Origin of the sequence: Natronospira sp., assembly GCF_007134575.1 — a bacterium.
Classification (GTDB): domain Bacteria; phylum Pseudomonadota; class Gammaproteobacteria; order Natronospirales; family Natronospiraceae; genus Natronospira; species Natronospira elongata.
On record NZ_SLKM01000282.1, the window covers coordinates 16,930 to 34,124 of the forward strand.

Sequence of the window (17,195 nt, forward strand, 5' to 3'; positions counted from 1 at the left end):
TTTTATCCTGGGAGGTCCGCTTGAGAGCCATCGCCATCAGCCTGACGCTACTCTTGCTGCCCTGTCTGGCCCTTGGGTCAGAGCCGGACCCCCGTGCCGAGAAGCGATTCCAGGACTTCGTGCGTGACAGCTGGTCCCTGGAAGCCGGCCTGCCCCAGATTACCGTCAGCGCCATTAGCCAAGGTCCCGAAGGTTATATCTGGGTCGGGACCCAGCAGGGATTGGCCCGCTTCGATGGCGTCCGCTTTCGCACCTGGACGCCCGATCAGGAGCCGGCGCTGCATGGCAGTTTCATCAATGACTTGCATCTGGACAGTCGTGGCCGGCTGTGGATCGGCACTTACAAGGGACTTACGCTGTATCAGGATAGATCCTTTGCTCCGATCACCGGTCCCCTGGCAGCTGACGGTCGACCGCGGGAAATCACCATCCAGGCCATTAGCGAAGCACCCGATGGCCGTATTCTTGTGGGCGCCGACGAAGGTCTTTTCGTGGTTGACGGTGACGGGCTGGAATTGGCGGGCCCGGCTAGTCGACAACCCATTTCCGCCCTGACTCGTCTTGATGACCGCGTCTATATTGGCGGGCTGGGAACCTGGCGCGTGCTTGACGAGGAAGGTTTCGGTAACCGTCATGATTTGCCGGAAGGGATGAGTGCCGCCCGAGTGACTGGCTTTGCCCACCATGCCGGTGGTCTCTGGCTCGGTACCAGTGCGGGACTGCTCCGCCACGACCAGGACGGGACTGTCCATTTTGCCCCCGAAGGCTGGGATCCGGGCGAGCCGGTGGACGCCATTCGCGAGGATTCCCATGACAATCTCTGGGTCGGCACCAACCGGGCCCTGCTACGTCTGCGGGCCGGAAATTTATATGAGCGGATTGACCCGGATCACCCCAACGCCCATCGTCAAATCCAGAGTATTTACCAGGACCACGAAGGCAGTTTATGGCTAGGCAGCTTTCGTGACGGACTGGCTCGCTACTGGCCGGGCTGGGCAGAACGTTTCAATGAACCCCAGGGTCTGCACGAACCCCTGATCTGGAGCATTGCCGACGCCGGTGATGGCGACGTCTGGGTAGGCACCAATGATGGCCTCAGTCTCCTTCGTAACGGCCAATACCAGTTGATCCTGCCGGGCCAGGATCTGCCCCACCCCCATGCCTACACCCTGACCATGGCCGAAGAGGGCCTGTGGATCGGCACCCGCCGTGGCTTGGTGTTAATGGACCCTGAAACCCGGCAAACCCATCGCCCCGATGCCCTTGCGCCACTGGACGCCCACCAGATCAACGGTATTGTCCCGGCCGGGCGACATGGCCGCTATTTCATCGCCACATCCGGCGGACTCTGGCTGTGGGGGGATGATGAGCAACTCCGGCGTATCTCCGAGCGCATCGGCAGTACCATGGTCCGTCAGCTTAAGGTCGAGGAAAACGGCACCCTGCTGGTCGCCACCCAACAGGGCGTCTATGCCGGCTTCCCCGATAACCTGGTCCGACTGGATCACCGCCATGGCCTTGATCCGCAAACCGATTATTCCGCCATCCTTCGACTGGATCGCGACACGGTGGTATTCGCCTCCATCGATAGTGGCTTGTATGTCGGTCGAGACGGTGAGTGGCACCATCTGAATACCGCCGACGGCTTGCCCACCAATGCGGCCTATTTTCTTAGTCATGACGATCAAGGCCATCTTTGGGTGGCCGGTTTTCACGGCCTTTACCGTGCACCGGTGGACGAAATCATTGCCGCCGCCCAAGGGCGAGGTCCGGAGCGCATCGGCGCGGAAATGATCTTGAGCGAAAGCGGCCACCACATCGGCAGCCAGCAAGCCTACTGCTGCAATGGGGCGGGTCACGCCAAGGGCATGTTGCGCGAAGACGGGCTTTGGCTCCCCACACGCGGCGGCGCGGTACGAATACGCCCCGAGGCCATTCACCGCAACCCGGTCCCCCCGCCAATCCGCCTCGAACGGGTACGCTACGGCGACCAGTGGCATGTGCATACCGCGGATGAAACACTGTCCTTGCCCATAGGTCGGCGGGATCTGAATTTCGAATTCACTGCCCTCAGTTTTCAGGACCCACGCAGTGTTCGGATCAATTACCGCCTGCAGGGATACGATGATGATTGGCGGGCCCTGGAAAGCAGCCTCCAGCGCAGCGCGGCCTATACCAACCTGCCGCCCGGCGACTACCAATTCCAGGTCCGAGCCGCGAATAATGCCGGTGTATGGGCCGAGGATTACGCCACACTGGATTTCCATGTTCCCCCCCGCTTTCATGAGACCCTCTGGTTCCAGGCCTTGCCCCTGGTGGCGCTGTTGCTGCTGTTCCTGGCCGGCTATCGCTGGCGGGTTCGCCGCCTGCGCCGCCAGCAACTGCAGCTCCAGCGGGAGGTGGAACAGCGGACCGAGGAATTGCGAGTCACCAATAATCGCCTGGTGGAGGCCAATCGTGCCCTGCGGGACGCCAGCCAGACCGACCCGCTGACCGGCTTGCGCAATCGCCGTTACCTCTATGGCCAGATGACCCGCGACCTTGCCCATTTCGAGCGTCTCCGTGACCGCTTGCCGGAAGACGACCTCGTCCTTGTCTTTGCCTTGGTGGATGTGGATCACTTCAAACAGGTTAATGACGAGCATGGCCACCGTGCCGGAGACCTGGTCCTGAAACAGTTGGGTGAGCGATTGTCTGCTCTAGTCCGGACCGGGGATTACGTGGTTCGCTGGGGTGGCGAGGAATTCCTGGTGGTGTTCCGTGAAATGGCCCGAACCCACACCGAAAGGATTATTGATCGCCTGCAGCGCAATCTGGTTGAACAGCCCTATCGAATCGATGAGGACAAGAGCAGTCAGGTGAGCGTTTCCATTGGCTATGCCGAGTTTCCCCTGCGTTCGGAGAGCGACTCGGCAAGTCTCAGTTGGGAAGCCATCGTCGATCTGGCTGACTATGCTCTCTATGCCTGCAAGAATCACGGTCGCAACGGCTGGGCCGTGGTCCGGCCGGGCAGCGAAAAGGATCCCATTGAGTTTCTGCGCACGGTGCGCAATGATCTGGAGGCGGCTGTCGAGGATGGTCGTGCCAGCCTGTCCGCCAGTTGGCTGAAGCCACTCAGGCCGGTGCAGGATGACGGCAAGTTCAAGCGTTAAGTCAGAACCATGGCGAAGCTGAAACTCGACCTACATGACATTTTTAACAAGGGTGATCGTATTGAGGCCGCCCTCAATGACATCATCGATGAGGCCGAGCGCAAGCGCATCAAGACGGTGGAAATCATTCCCGGCAAGGGCAGCGGTCAGCTGAAGAAACGCGTCCTCAAGTTCCTGGAGCGCCCGGAGATCAAGCAGCGTTATCACCGAATTGACAAGGATAGCCGCAATTTCGGTCGTCTCTTCGTCTATTTCAAGTTCTGATTCCCATATGGCAAACGGGACTTGTCTTGTTCCCCGTTTGAACCGACACTGTTTCTCATCGTCAAACGACTGTTTGACCCCTGCCGCCACGGCGGGGGTGAGCCCCATGTTCGAGCGCTAGACCAGGGAGAAGCGCCTGTGACCGATACCCCCGCTGATCTGCGAAACAGCCTTTATCGCCGCCATTTCGAGCGCGATAGCTGTGGTTTTGGCCTGGTTGCCGATATGCAGGGCCGGGCATCCAGCTCTCTGGTTCAAGTCGCCGTTCGGGCCCTGGAGCGCCTGACCCATCGTGGCGCGGTCGCCGCTGACCGCAAGACCGGCGATGGCTGCGGATTGTTGTTGCGACGACCAGAGGCCTTTCTCCGCGCCCTTGCCGCTGAGCAGGGTCTGGATCTCGAAGATGGATTTGCCGTCGGCTGCGTGTTTCTGGACCCCCAGGCAGCCGATGCCGGTCGCGCGGCATTGCAGACTGCCCTTGAGGCTCATGGCCTGAGCGCCGCGGGCTGGCGCAAGGTGCCCAGCAATCCCGAGGCCCTTGGCAAGGAAGCGGCTCGCAGTCAGCCGCAGATCGAGCAGGTATTCGTGGATCGGCCGGCGGCGCTCAGTGATCGCCGTTTTCGACTCGCCCTGACCTTCGCCCGTCGTCGCGCCGAAGGAATGATGGCGGACAATCCGTATTTCTACATCCCCAGCCTCTCTCCGGATACCCTTAGCTACAAGGGTCTGGTGATGCCGGCGAATCTCCCGCTGCTCTATCCCGACCTCACCCATCCGGAACTGGCGACTGCCTCGGTGGTCTTCCACCAGCGCTTTTCCACCAACACCCTGCCACAGTGGCGGTTGGCGCAGCCCTTCCGCTACCTCGCTCACAATGGCGAGATCAACACCATCGCGGGCAATCGCGCCTGGGCCAAGGCGCGGGAGCGAATCTGGATACCCCGGGGCGAAGACGGCAAGCCACTCGAGGGCTGGGAAGACATGACCCCCTTCGTGAAAATGGATGGCTCGGATTCCGAAAGCCTGGATAACCTGCTTGAAGTGCTGATTGCCGGCGGCATGGATCTTCCACTCGCCATGCGGGTCCTGATTCCGCCCGCCTGGCAAAACGACGAGACCCGGCCTGCTGACGTTCGCGCCTTCTTCGAGATGGTGGGCATGCATCTGGAGGCCTGGGATGGCCCCGCCGGAGTGGTTCTTTCCGACGGCCGCTACGCGGCCTGCGCCCTGGATCGAAATGGCCTGCGGCCGGCGCGATATTGCCGCACCGACAAGGACATCATCATGCTGGCCTCCGAGGCCGGTGTGATGGACGCCGCGCCCGGCGAGATCGTGGAAAAGGGGCGCCTGGGCCCCGGCCAGATGATCGCCGTCGACACGGCCAAAGGCAGACTGATCTACCCGGACGAGCTGGATCGGGAAATCGCCGCACGCTGGCCGGCTCGACAATGGTTGAAGGACGGTACCACCTGGATCGGCTCCATCCTGGTTGACGAGACGTTGAGCATCGAGCCTCTGGAGGCCGAGGCCCTGGCCCGGGCGGAGAAGCTGTTTGGGCTCAGTTTCGAGGAAAGAGACCACATCCTGCGCCCATTGGCCTTGAATGAGGCAGAAGCCGTCGGGTCCATGGGTGACGATACCCCTCTGCCCATGCTTTCCCGTCGGCAGCGTTCCCTGTACGACGGCTTCCGCCAGCAATTCGCCCAGGTGACCAATCCCCCCATTGATCCCCTGCGGGAACGCCTGGTCATGTCCCTGGAGACTCGTCTGGGGCCGGAACTCAATCCCTTCGAGCCGGGCCCGCGATTGGGTGAAAGGGTGTTGATGGGTTCGCCGGTGCTCTCAACCCGGAAATTTGAACTGATTCGGGCCCTGGATCCGGAGCGCTGGCCTCGTCACGAAATCAACCTCAATGTGGAGCGGGGGCTGGGCCAGAAGGCCGCGGTGGCCCGGCTCACCGAAGAGGCCGAGGCCGCCGTACGGGACGGCGCCCGCATCCTCATTCTCAGTGACCGGGCCATCGCCCGCGATCAGCTACCCGTCCATGCCCTGCTGGCCACCGGGGCGATCAACCGCCGGCTGGTGGAAACGGGTCTCAGGGCCTCGGTCAATCTCGTTGTGGAGACCGCCACGGCGCGGGATCCCCACCATTTTGCCTGCCTGATCGGCTATGGCGCCACCGCCGTGCATCCCTGGCTCGCCTATGAAGTGATCGCCGACATGGTCCGGTCCGGTGAACTCGATCCCCAGAGACGACGGGAGCCGGGCCGAGCCTTTCGCCGCGGCATCCGCAAGGGTCTTTTCAAGATCCTCTCCAAGATGGGTATTTCCACCATCGCCAGTTACCGGGGCGCGGCCCTGTTTGAAATCGTCGGTCTCAATGACGAGGTGGTGGATTGCTGTTTCGCCGGCACCACCAGCCGCATTGGCGGTGTCGGCTTCGCCGATCTCGACCGGGACCAGCGCCAGCTCGCCGACCGGGCCTGGGATAGCCGCGCCCTGCGTGACCAGGGCGGGCTACTGAAATGGATTCATGATGGTGAATACCATGCCTGGAACCCGGCGGTGGTCCACGCCCTGCAGCGAGCGGTAAGGAGCGGCGAATGGTCTGACTGGGAGGCCTTCCAGCAACTGGTCAACGACAGACCGCCCATGGTCCTCCGCGACATGATGCAGCCCAGACAGGCCAGCGAGCCCGTCCCGCTGGAGGAAGTGGAGCCGATTGAAAAGATTCTGCCCCGCTTTGACACGGCCGCCATGTCATTGGGCGCCCTTTCGCCCGAGGCCCATGAAGCATTGGCCATTGCCATGAACCGGATCGGCGGTCGTTCCAACTCCGGGGAAGGGGGCGAGGATGCCGCCCGCTTCCGTGATGAACGCATCTCCAAGATCAAGCAGGTTGCTTCCGGGCGCTTTGGTGTCACCGCCGAATACCTGGTCAATGCCGAGGTGCTGCAAATCAAGATGGCCCAGGGCGCCAAGCCCGGTGAAGGGGGGCAGTTGCCCGGGCATAAGGTCAATCAATTGATCGCCCGCCTGCGCTACGCGCGCCCCGGTGTTGCCCTGATCTCGCCACCCCCCCATCACGATATCTATTCCATCGAGGACCTGGCCCAGCTGATCTTTGATTTAAAGCAGGTCAATCCGGAGGCACTGGTCTCGGTCAAGCTGGTGGCGGCACCCGGGGTGGGTACCATCGCCGCCGGTGTCGCCAAGGCCTATGCCGACCTGATTACCATCGCCGGCTACGATGGGGGTACCGGCGCCAGTCCTCTGACCTCGGTGAAGTACTGCGGTGGCCCCTGGGAAATGGGCATTGCAGAGGTCCAGCAGACCCTGCGGGGCAACGATCTGCGCGGGCGTATCCGCTTGCAGGCCGATGGCGGTTTCAAGACCGGTCTGGACGTGATCAAGGCCGCCTGTCTCGGTGCCGAAAGCTACGGCTTCGGCACTGCTCCCATGATTGCCCTTGGATGTACCTATCTGCGGGTCTGTCACCTCAACAACTGCACCACCGGGGTGGCCACTCAGGACCAGCGACTGCGTGACGCCTTCCGCGGGACGCCGGAGCGAGTGGTCAATTATTTCTGCTTCATTGCCGAGGAAGTCAGGCGGTGGATGGCGGCCATGGGTGTCCGTAGCCTGGACCAGCTTATCGGCCATCCGGAATATCTTGAAAAGATAGCGCCCCAATCCGAGCGCCAACAGGGACTCGATTTGAGTGCCATACTCTCCGACGGTGGCCTGCCGACGACTCGTCCGCGCCGTTGTGAGCAGGAACGTAATCCGCCCTGGGATCGGGGGGAGCTGGCCGAGGAAATGCTCGACGATACCCGTCCGTCCATTGAGGCCAATGCCGGTGGCGAATTCCACTACCGCATCGAGAACTATCACCGTTCCATTGGTGGCCGTCTGGCTGGCGAGATTGCCCGTCACCACGGCAACCAGGGTATGGCCGAGCACCCCCTCAATATCAAGCTGAGCGGCACGGCCGGTCAGAGCTTTGGCGTCTGGAACACCGGTGGTCTTCACCTCACCTTGTCCGGAGAGGCCAACGACTATGTCGGCAAGGGAATGACCGGCGGCCGGATCGTCATTCATCCGCCCGAGGGCAGTGTCATTACGGCCCGGGATTCCGCCATCATCGGCAACACCTGCCTCTATGGGGCCACCGGTGGTGACTTATTCGCCGCCGGCCAGGCGGGTGAGCGTTTTGCCGTGCGCAATTCCGGGGCAACCGCCGTTGTCGAGGGTTGTGGTGACCATGGCTGTGAGTACATGACCGGCGGCGTGGTGGTGGTACTTGGTGAGACAGGACTCAACTTCGGTGCCGGCATGACCGGTGGCTTTGCCTATGTCCTCGATGAACACAGGTACTTCGTTGATCGTTACAACCACGAGCTCATCGATATCCACCGTATTTCACTGGAATACCTGGAGCAGCATGTTCATTACCTTCGCGAGCTGATAGAGCGTCATGTGGAATACACGGGCAGCGAATGGGGCCAGGAAATCCTGGATGATTTCCGCGCCTGGATCGGCCGGTTCTGGCTGGTCAAGCCCAAGGCCGAGGATATTGAATCCCTGCTGGATACCTTGAGCAGCGCCGCGTAAATGAACACCTTGGAAATGAAGCGCTATCGCTACCAACCGGGCATGTCGCCAATCGTCGGGAGCAGAGACAATGGCTAGAAAGGACCCCCTGCATTTCCTGAACGTCCCCAGACAGATGCCGAGAACCACGCCGGCATCCCTGCGGATCCAGGAATTCAAGGAAATTACCGGCCAGTACGATCGAGATCAGGCCTCCGAGCAGGCTGCCCGCTGTATCGACTGCGGCAATCCCTATTGTGAGTGGGAATGTCCGGTGCACAACTATATCCCCCATTGGCTGCGCCTGGTCGAAGACGGCCGCCTGTTCGAGGCCGCCGAACTGTCGCACAAGACCAATTCCCTGCCGGAAATGTGTGGTCGGATCTGCCCCCAGGACAGACTTTGCGAAGGGGCCTGTACCCTCAATGATGGTTATGGGGCGGTTACCATCGGTTCGGTGGAGAAGTACATTACCGATGAGGCCTTCAAACAAGGCTGGCGTCCCACCGTGGATGCTGAGCCCAGTGGTAAACAGGTTGCCGTCATCGGCGCAGGCCCGGCCGGACTGGCCTGTGCCGATGTCCTGATTCGTCATGGTGTCCAGCCGGTGGTCTTCGACCGCTATGCGGAAATTGGTGGTCTGCTGACCTTTGGCATCCCTCCCTTCAAGCTGGAAAAGGATGTGGTGCGTACCCGTCGCGCCGTCATGGAGGAAATGGGCGTTCAGTTCGTGCTCAACACCGAAATCGGCAGTGATGTGAGCATGGAGAAATTGCTTGCCGATTATGATGCCGTGTTCATGGGCATGGGTACCTATCAGGCCGTCACCGGTGGCTTTCCGGGGGAGAGTCTGCCCAATGTGCATCCGGCACTGGATTATCTGATCGGCAATATCCGTCAGGTGGAAGGCTGGGCACAACAGGGGCCGGGCTACATCGATCTCAAGGACAAGCGTGTAGTGGTCCTCGGTGCCGGTGACACCGCCATGGACTGCAACCGCACCGCTATTCGTCAGGGCGCTGCCTCGGTCACTTGTGTCCACCGCCGGGGTGAGGGCCAATTGCGTGGCTCCCGCAAGGAATACAAGAACGCTCGCGAAGAGGGTGTGAAGTTTCTCTTCAATCGACAGCCGGTCGCCATTGTCGAGGAGGATGGCAAGGCTGTCGGGGTTCGTTTCATGCGTACACGACTGACCACGGATGGAGATGGTCAGACCCGCATTGAGCAGGTCGAAGACAGTGAGGAGGTCATCGACGCGGATGCCGTGGTCGTGGCCTTCGGTTTCAGGCCACAGCCGGCTGAATGGTTCAAGGCAAACCGCATCACCGTGCACGAGGATGGCCGTGTGCTCGCGGCACCTCGGGGTCCTTTCTACATGCAGACATCCAATCCGCAGATCTTTGCCGGCGGCGACATGGTTCGGGGCGCTGACCTGGTGGTCACTGCAGTCTATGAGGGGCGTCAGGCCGCCATGGGCATCATTGAATATCTCGGCCTGGGTCGGATCGAGTTGCCGGGTCAACAGCTCGACTATCAAACGGCCGTCTAGAGAAGCATCTGATTACACAACGGTTTTTCAATGGGAAACGGCCTGGCAGGGTTCTCGGCCCTGGTCCAGATTGGCAATGATCTCCAGCAGGTCCTGCCTGAATCGTTCCGCCTCCGGGGGTGGAATCGGCCTGAAGAGTCGAATGCCCTTCTCTGCCCGTTCCCTTTCAATCCGGTTCAACATCCCTTCCGCAATGGCCTTGGCTTCCGCGAAACCCTCGGAATCAAGCTGTCGCCCCATGTGCCCTGGATCAGGATCCTCCATCTCCCGAAGATTCATGGCCACCAGCGGTGCCATGGGACCGTCCAGTTTCACATAGAGTCGCTGATAAGCCACCAGCTGGATCAGGTTCCGCTTTGAACGCTCCGAGGGCGACAAATCGGAATCCGAAGTCAGATGATGCCAGGGCATTTGTAGTACGACACTGGTGTAGCCATTTACCACGGCCTGCCAGAGCCGCTCTTCAGCCGCTTCCCATTTGCCTTTCTCCAACAGGCGCTCGCCGAGTACCAGTTGTGCCTTGGCATCATTGGCATTATCTGACAGCGACGCCAGATCTGTATCCGAATAGGTCGCATAGTCGCCAAAACGCTCTTGTCCCAGTGGCCCGGTGGGATTGATCTCGCCGTAATAGCCATAACCTTCCAACCACTGGCTCAGTGCCCGTTCTTCCATCGGACTGAGATTGGCAATCCAGAGCTCCGACTCATCGAAACAGTCTTGCTCAAGATCATTAGCCTCCATCACGTCCTTCTCTTCCCTGTCCAATGGGACCGACCCGTCTCCATGGGTTTGTTCAATGGCCGACGTTTCTTCAGCCAGTGTTCCATTTTCATCGGCAACTTCCGCTGTTTCATACTTCGGTTCTGACTCGCCGACAGCCACAGGCCACTGCCAGGCCAGACCGGCAAGGAGGAGAATCAACATTGAGCCAATCAATATCCTCTTCATTTACATTCCCTGGGGAAACCAAGCTATCGCTTTGACCTTGCTCGAACTGAAGGAAGCCCTGTATAGAGGTTCCCAGAATTCACCGGAGGCAAGGCGAAACCGGTCTGGACGGACCATCGCTGGGTCGACAGTTACATCTGCAGCAATCTTTGCAAATCAGCAATGATGTCGTCGTGGAACCAGGGGCGCTCGTCCTCAACATCAAGTTCACGCACATGGCGTTCCTGGCGAATAGCCTCATAATGCTCTTCCGCGAGTTCACGGGCCTGTTCAAGCTCCTGTTCATCCACGCCGAGCATGGGATTGTCCGAATAGATATTACTGACTGCCTGGGTGACAGGATCATTCATCAGCATGCCAAGCTCCAGCCAGCCATGCATGGCAATGCGATGCTCGGAGCGCCCTTCCGGGGTGCGTCCGGGTGCAAACATCTGCTGTAGCGAGAGTTGGCTCAAGTGAAAGGTCGCTGCTGAATAACCATGGACGAGAGATTGCTGCAGATGCCTCTCACCCTGTTCAAGGGCGGCCTCTCGGTCCTCGACTTCCTCATCCGCAGGATCAACCAGGCGCCGGCCCAGAATATAGCGTGCCCGGTGGTCCCCATCAGCGGCGACGGACGACAGACGGTCAAGCGGCATCATCCCATACTCGCCAAAGTCCTCTTCGGCGCCGGGACCCTTGGAAATGGGAGCCTTGTACCCTCGCCCCATCAGCCATTGATCGATCTCAAGCTGCCGCTCTTCATCCAGCTCAGTGAACCAAAGGCCTGACTGCCAACCCTCCCCACTCGCCACCAGCGGCAAGCAGATGAATCCAATCAAAAGCAGCAAAACCATTCGCATAGCCTGTTCCCCTCAAGATCATCCCGCAGGCACGGCACACCATCGCCCTCCGGCGGGCAAATCTGTAGCATTGGAAAAACCATTCTGTCAGTCCTGAGCGAGACTGCCAACTAGAGGGATGCCATGAGCCTGCTGGATTCCGACAGCCTGAAGCGTGCCCAGGATCAGGGCAAGGCCGATCACAGGCAGTTTCAGGATATTGGCTATACCCGGATAACTGATCAGATAAAGAAGGTCCCCAAGGGCAGTGTGGTTCTGGAAGATGGCAGCATCATTCCGGGATATCCTTCCATCGCTCGCATTCAGGCCCTTGACCCGGGTCTTTCCAAGCAGTTTGCGGGGCCCTTCTGGGCGGAAGAGAAGATGGACGGCTTCAACATCCGCATCTTCCGGCACGGTGAACAGGTCTATGCCCTGTCACGGGGGGGGTTCATTTGTCCCTTTGCCACTGATCGCATGCTGGATCTCCTTGATGAGGGTATTTTCCAGGATCATCCCGATCTTGTTCTTTGTGCCGAGCTGGTTGGACCCGATAACCCCTACCTGGAGGGGCACTCGCCCCAGGTCCAGGAAGATGTGGGACTGTTTGTCTTCGACATGATGGAAAAGAATCGGGAAGGCTTTCTGACCCAGTCACGGCGGATGGAATTGCTGGATCAATATGCCTTGCCCAGGGCGGAGATATTCGGCCGATTCACCGCCGGGCAGCGCCCCGAGATCGCCGACTTGATCCTGCGCCTGGATGAAGAGGGCAAGGAGGGTCTGGTTCTGAAGCCCGAGGACCAGGGTCAGCGTGCCAAGTATGTGACCGGGCGCTCAAACACATATGATTTCAGCGTTACCGGCCAGGGCCTACTGGATCTTCCCCCGGAGTACTTTACCAACCGTTTGCTGCGCATGGGCCTGTTCATGGCCGAGCACGGCCAGCAGCAGGACCATGAGCGGCTGGCGGAATTGGGTCATGCCTTGATGCTGGGCTTATTTCGCGGCATTGATATCTCACGTCGGCAAAGCCGCGTCGGCTCCCTTTATCGTTGCCGTTTCAATCGGCGCGACAGTGCCGACGCCTTCATCCGGCATATCGAGGAAACCGGTGGTGATCGGGTCAAGGTCTACAAGGGCATGCCGAAGCGCCAGGGTGATTACTGGCTGCTGGAATTCGAGCGTGTGCACCAGCGAATGACCGGCTTTCTGAACCAGGCTCTGCAGGGTGGTCGGCAATTTGACTGACCAATCCCCGTACACAGGGCCACACCCTGTGCGCGGATCGTCTGCTAGGAGCGCTGCGTGCCCAGGTTCTCCATGATGCGGCGCAGATATTCCGGGGTCACCAGTTTCACCCCCACACGATTGGCGAACTTGCGCATGCCCTGGTCGGCGGAGGCCAGCTCTGCATCCAGCTCCATGGCCAATAGCACCACGTCCACGTCCTCCCGAGAATCCAGCAGGCCCTTGCGCATGGCGCTGCGGAAGCGCTCACGCAGCTCGGTGATGATCTCCGGCTCCATGGTCGACAGTTCACCGGCCCGTTTGGTGTGCTCTTCGGCAATACGCAGGCCCCGATCGATCCGCTCGCGGACCTCGTTGATGAACTCATACATCACTTCCGCCGGGATGGTCAGCTGAAAGCGGCGGGGTGAGCGAATCCAGACCTCGGTTTCGAAATCCGCCGCCAGTTCTCCCATCTCACGGACCCGCTGAAACTCTTCATAGACCGACAGAGGCATGTAAAACTCGGTGGGCGTTTCCCGGGCAAGAGACAGGAATACCCGGATGCATTCCATGGGGTCATCGGAAAATTGCGCCATGGTGGTGGGATTGGTGAAGATGCTGGTGTCCAGCACGAATCGGCGCATCATGGTTACTCCCGGCATTCCAGTGTCTTCGCCAAGCTTGGCTTGGGCGCCGCGATAGGTCAATCCCGCTGCAGGCCAGTGGTCGTGCTGTCACGGTGGCCTGATTCTTTGTAAAGTACCCGCTTTTCCCCGGATGAGCAGCACATGTCGGAACAACCGTTAGCTGAAATTACCAAGGCCGTCGAAGCCGGCCGTCTCCAGGAGGCGGTCGCCGCTCTGGCTGAATACCTGCAGGCCGAGCCGGGCGACCCCAATGCCTGGTTTCTGCAAAGCCGGGCCAGTCTGGCACAGGGCAAGCCAGAGGCTGCCTGGCAGGCTGCCCGTCAGGCACTGGCGATCGCGCCAGACAGCCCCAATCTTCGTTACGCGGTGGGTAATCTGGGCCTTCGCCTGGCCCGCTATCCGGAGGCCCTGGATATTCTCGATAAGCTCCCAAGACCGCTGTCGCCCGACCAGCAATACCGCCTGGCCCAGGCCTGTTGGGGGGCCGGCCAATACAAGCAGTCACTGGAGCATTTCGAATACGCCGCGGACAATGCGCCCCAGGTCCACGAGATTTCCATCGCCCTGGCCCGGGCCTATGTCGCCCTGGGGCGGGATGAGCATGCCATCTGGGTGCTGGAACGACTGCCCCTGGGAGACCAGGCCGAGCTGCTGGCGGCGATCTATCGCTTCGATCACGATGACCTGGCGGGCAGTGCCGAGCGCATTCGTGGCGCGGGTAAGGAAGGGGATCCCCTGCGCCAGACCGCACTGGCCGGGATTGCCCTGCTTCAGGGCGACGACGCCGGGGCCGAGGCCCTGATCCGGGACCTGCCCGACGGCGGGGGATGGCCGGCCCGTGTGGAGTCAATGCGCTATGCCCGGGACCATGGTCCCGATGCCCGCTGGTTTACCACTCCGGTGCCCATGCTGGAAACGGGCCTGGCCGCCCAGGCGGAAGATGGGCTGATCCTGGAGTTCGGTGTTCAGTATGGGCGCAGCCTGAACCAGATTGCGGTTCGGAGCCAGGGCACGGTTCACGGTTTTGATAGCTTCCAGGGCCTGCCGGACAGCGAGGGTGTCTTTCGGGCCGGCAGCCAGGCGGCGCCGGGCGGGCCGACGCATCTGGCCAACAATGCCCGTCTGTATACCGGGCTTTTCCAGCAGACCCTGCCCGCGTTTCTGGCCGAGACCGACGGTCTGCTGAGCTTCGTTCACATGGACTGCGCCCTGGCCAGCTCCACCGAACAGGTGCTGGAGCTGCTCAAGCCCCGAATGCAGTCCGGCACCGTGCTCTTGTTCGGTGATTATCTGGCCTACCCCGGCTGGCAGGATGGTCAGTATCGGGCCTGGCAACGCTTTGCCGACGCGGCGGGTATCCGCTACGAATACCTGGGTTTTTCCCCGATCACCGAGACCAGGGCCCTGCTGCGCATCACCGGAATCAGCGCCTGATCCGGCCCGGCTCGCCACACGCAGGGCGAGCCGGGCCGGTTTCCCTGGCCTAGTCTTCGGCCCGATAGACGATCTCACCACCAATCACGGTCATGGTGACGGTGGTTTCGAGAATCTCGGCAGTTTCAATCTGCATGATGTCATCGGCGAAGACCGTGAAGTCGGCGTACTTCTCCGCTTCGATCGTGCCGCGCACATCCTCCTCGAAGGCTGCCTTGGCCGGCCACAGGGTGAACATCTTGAGCGCCTCTTCCCGGCTGACGGCCTGTTCAGGGTACCAGTGCTCGTCCTGATGGCCCTGCAGGTCGCGACGACTGACGGCGGCATAGAACTCGATTCGGGGATCGCCCATTTCCACCGGCGCATCGGATCCACCGGCGATGGGTACGCCGCTGTCGATCAGATCCCGCCAGGCGTAGGCATGACGCAGTCGTTCGACACCCACCCGACGGTGGGCATAGTGGAGGTCACCAATGGCGTGGGAGGGCTGCATGGAGGGGATCACCCCCAGTTCGGCGAAGCGCGGCAGATCGTCCTCATGCAGTACCTGGGCATGTTCGATCCGCCAGCGGGGCTCGGCGATGCCGCGTTCCTCCGGACCGACCTTGTCGAATACCTCCTCATACAGGTCCAGGGCAAAGCGGTTGCCCCGATCACCGATGGCATGGGTCCAGACCTGAACCCCATTGCGCAGGGCGTCTTCCAGTAGCTCAATCACCTCTTCCCGCTGGAACTGCAGATAGCCCCGGCCATCCCGATCCTCGTAGTCTTCCAGCAGGGCGGCACCACCCGAGCCCAGGGCGCCGTCCGCCGCCAGTTTGACACCCCGCAGGCTGTAGCGGCCCTCATAGAGTCCGGTGACGCCGCCTTCACTGACCAGGCGGCGGGCGTCCTCCCCCGGTCCGCGCAGGGCCTGATTGATCCGCAGCCGCAGACTGCCGTCGGCGAACAGCTCCCGCAGGGTCTCGACTTCCTCAAAATCCCCACTGGCAATATGAACCTGGGTCCAGCCCATGGCCTGACTGCGTTCGGCACCCAGGCGCAGTCGCTCGGCCAGCGGTGCCTCCGGTTCCGGCACATGCTGGGCCACCAACCACTGGGCCCGGCCCAGCAGCATGCCGCTGGGCTGGCCATCCTCGTCGCGCAGGATGTCGCCGCCCTCGGGGATGGCGGTTTCCTCGCCCACCCCGGCCATTTCCAGGGCCATGCTGTTGGCCACACTGCCGTGACCATCGGCCCGGGTCAGCCAGACCGGGTTGTCGGGGGCAATCGCATCCAGATCCTTGCGACCAGGGAAGCTCGGCGGGTCCCAATGGGTCTCCAGCCAGCCGCGGCCAACCACCCATTCACCGTCCTCGCGCTCGTCAACGGCATCGGCGACCGCGTCGAGAAAGCCTTCCAGACTGTCGATGCCGGCCAGGTCCAGGCCCAGCTCCCGCTCACCGATGCCGGCCAGATGGACATGGGCGTCGGCCAGGCCCGGCACCACGGTCGCGCCGCCCAGATCCACCAGACGGGTATCCTCGCCCAGGTGGGCGGCCAGGCCCTCCTGGCTGCCCACCGCCAGGATGCGGTTGCCTCGAATGGCGATTGCCTCGGCCCGGGGCTGATCGGGATCAAGGGTGTGGATGTTGCCATTGATCAGCATCTTGTCCGCCCGCGGTTGATCGGCCTCGCAAGCCAGCAGTGCGAACACCGCGGCCAGACTCAATGCAGCAATGCTTCGTGGCATTCCCTTCATGATTGTCTCCCCTGTCGGATACGGCAACAGCGCGCAGTCTAGCAAGACACTGGCCACCGCGCGCGGATCAAGGCTGTCATCCGGGAGTCAGTCTGGCGATAATGCCTGGTCCGGAAACCATTGTTGGAAGTGGAAATGAGCGATTCCGCCCTGGACAGATTGGAATGCGGCCATTGCGCGGCCCCGGCCCCCACGGATCAACTGATCGGGACCTGCCGGGCCTGTGGCGGGCCATTGCTCGCGGTCTATGACACCGCCCGTGCCCGTGCCGATCGGATTCCCGATGCCGGCCGAGGCCTGTGGCGGTGGGCGGGCCTGCTTCCGGTGCCCGAGGCGGGGCGCTTCGAGCTGGGGGCCGGTGATACCCCCCTGTTGCCCACAGGTATCGGTGAATGGCTGAACAGCGGCCCCACCTGGATCAAGGATGAGTCGGCCAATCCCACTGCCAGTTTCAAGGCCCGGGGCATGGCCGTGGCCATCGGTCGGGCCAAGGCCCTGGGTGCCGGCAGTCTGGTGGTGCCCAGTGCCGGCAACGCCGCCTGTGCGGCGGCGGCCTACGCTGCCCGGGCCGGACTGCCCCTGACCGTATTCATGCCCGCGGATGTGCCCCGCTCCTTCCAGGTCGAGGCCCGTGCCCACGCAGCCCGCGTGGAGCTGGTGGACGGACTGATTGATGACTGTGGCCAGCGCGCCCAGGCCATGGCCGACCGTGACGGCAGCTTCAATCTCGCCACCTTCCGAGAGCCGGGCCGCGTGGAGGGCAAGAAGACCATGGGCTTCGAGATTGCCGAGCAGATGGGCTGGCGCCTG

11 protein-coding genes are annotated in these 17,195 nt (G+C 61.5%); 7 read left to right on the plus strand and 4 right to left on the minus strand.

Going from position 1 to position 17,195, the window contains the following annotated elements; genetic code table 11:
- Window positions 1-20 precede the first annotated feature (20 nt).
- The 4 genes from ACJWXQ_RS11405 to ACJWXQ_RS11420 all read left to right on the plus strand — a co-directional run bounded on the left by ACJWXQ_RS11405 (window position 21) and on the right by ACJWXQ_RS11420 (window position 9,558).
- On the plus strand, window positions 21-3,152 hold the full coding sequence (locus ACJWXQ_RS11405) for a diguanylate cyclase (RefSeq protein WP_406672837.1): 3,132 nt from the start codon (window positions 21-23) through the stop codon (window positions 3,150-3,152).
- A 9-nt stretch (window positions 3,153-3,161) separates the two neighbouring features.
- Complete coding sequence (locus ACJWXQ_RS11410) at window positions 3,162-3,416, plus strand: Smr/MutS family protein (RefSeq protein ID WP_346050629.1); 255 nt, start codon at window positions 3,162-3,164, stop codon at window positions 3,414-3,416.
- Window positions 3,417-3,554: 138 nt separating this feature from the next.
- Window positions 3,555-8,030, plus strand: coding sequence for a glutamate synthase large subunit (gltB, locus tag ACJWXQ_RS11415; protein WP_346050628.1), 4,476 nt, complete (start codon window positions 3,555-3,557; stop codon window positions 8,028-8,030).
- Between the two features lie 70 nt (window positions 8,031-8,100).
- Entirely contained in the window at window positions 8,101-9,558 is a 1,458-nt protein-coding gene (locus ACJWXQ_RS11420; RefSeq protein WP_406672838.1) for a glutamate synthase subunit beta, read from the plus strand.
- A 27-nt stretch (window positions 9,559-9,585) separates the two neighbouring features.
- Here the strand turns inward: ACJWXQ_RS11420 and ACJWXQ_RS11425 are convergent, their stop codons facing one another.
- Both ACJWXQ_RS11425 and ACJWXQ_RS11430 read right to left on the minus strand, forming a co-directional pair.
- The gene (locus ACJWXQ_RS11425) at window positions 9,586-10,509 is read right to left on the minus strand and encodes a hypothetical protein (protein ID WP_346050626.1); all 924 of its coding nucleotides are present in this window, start codon (window positions 10,507-10,509) and stop codon (window positions 9,586-9,588) included.
- A 131-nt stretch (window positions 10,510-10,640) separates the two neighbouring features.
- Entirely contained in the window at window positions 10,641-11,351 is a 711-nt protein-coding gene (locus tag ACJWXQ_RS11430; protein ID WP_346050625.1) for a hypothetical protein, read from the minus strand.
- Between the two features lie 129 nt (window positions 11,352-11,480).
- Between ACJWXQ_RS11430 and ACJWXQ_RS11435 the strand changes: the two genes are divergently transcribed.
- Complete coding sequence (locus ACJWXQ_RS11435; RefSeq protein ID WP_346050675.1) at window positions 11,481-12,581, plus strand: RNA ligase; 1,101 nt, start codon at window positions 11,481-11,483, stop codon at window positions 12,579-12,581.
- Window positions 12,582-12,625: 44 nt separating this feature from the next.
- Here ACJWXQ_RS11435 and ACJWXQ_RS11440 read toward each other — a convergent pair whose 3' ends face one another.
- On the minus strand, window positions 12,626-13,207 hold the full coding sequence (locus ACJWXQ_RS11440) for an RNA ligase partner protein (RefSeq protein ID WP_346050674.1): 582 nt from the start codon (window positions 13,205-13,207) through the stop codon (window positions 12,626-12,628).
- Between the two features lie 144 nt (window positions 13,208-13,351).
- Here ACJWXQ_RS11440 and ACJWXQ_RS11445 point away from each other — a divergent pair, with 144 nt between their 5' ends.
- A complete protein-coding gene (locus ACJWXQ_RS11445) occupies window positions 13,352-14,644 on the plus strand; it encodes a tetratricopeptide repeat protein (protein WP_346050624.1) in 1,293 nt (430 codons plus the stop codon).
- 49 nt (window positions 14,645-14,693) lie between these two features.
- On the opposite strand, the gene ACJWXQ_RS11450 is transcribed toward ACJWXQ_RS11445, so the two are convergent.
- Window positions 14,694-16,385, minus strand: coding sequence for an amidohydrolase (locus ACJWXQ_RS11450; protein ID WP_406672839.1), 1,692 nt, complete (start codon window positions 16,383-16,385; stop codon window positions 14,694-14,696).
- A gap of 135 nt (window positions 16,386-16,520) precedes the next feature.
- Here ACJWXQ_RS11450 and ACJWXQ_RS11455 point away from each other — a divergent pair.
- On the plus strand, window positions 16,521-17,195 hold a 675-nt coding region (locus tag ACJWXQ_RS11455), incomplete at its 3' end, for a pyridoxal-phosphate dependent enzyme (RefSeq protein ID WP_406672840.1).

Bases quoted from the DNA above. Each gene is read 5' to 3' on its own strand.
- ACJWXQ_RS11410 (WP_346050629.1), top strand. From the start codon at position 3,162: ATGGCGAAGCTGAAACTCGACCTACATGACATTTTTAACAAGGGTGAT.
- ACJWXQ_RS11420 (WP_406672838.1), top strand. From the start codon at position 8,101: ATGGCTAGAAAGGACCCCCTGCATTTCCTGAACGTCCCCAGACAGATG.
- ACJWXQ_RS11425 (WP_346050626.1), bottom strand. From the start codon at position 10,509: ATGAAGAGGATATTGATTGGCTCAATGTTGATTCTCCTCCTTGCCGGT.
- ACJWXQ_RS11430 (WP_346050625.1), bottom strand. From the start codon at position 11,351: ATGCGAATGGTTTTGCTGCTTTTGATTGGATTCATCTGCTTGCCGCTG.
- ACJWXQ_RS11440 (WP_346050674.1), bottom strand. From the start codon at position 13,207: ATGCGCCGATTCGTGCTGGACACCAGCATCTTCACCAATCCCACCACC.
- ACJWXQ_RS11445 (WP_346050624.1), top strand. From the start codon at position 13,352: ATGTCGGAACAACCGTTAGCTGAAATTACCAAGGCCGTCGAAGCCGGC.
- ACJWXQ_RS11450 (WP_406672839.1), bottom strand. From the start codon at position 16,385: ATGAAGGGAATGCCACGAAGCATTGCTGCATTGAGTCTGGCCGCGGTG.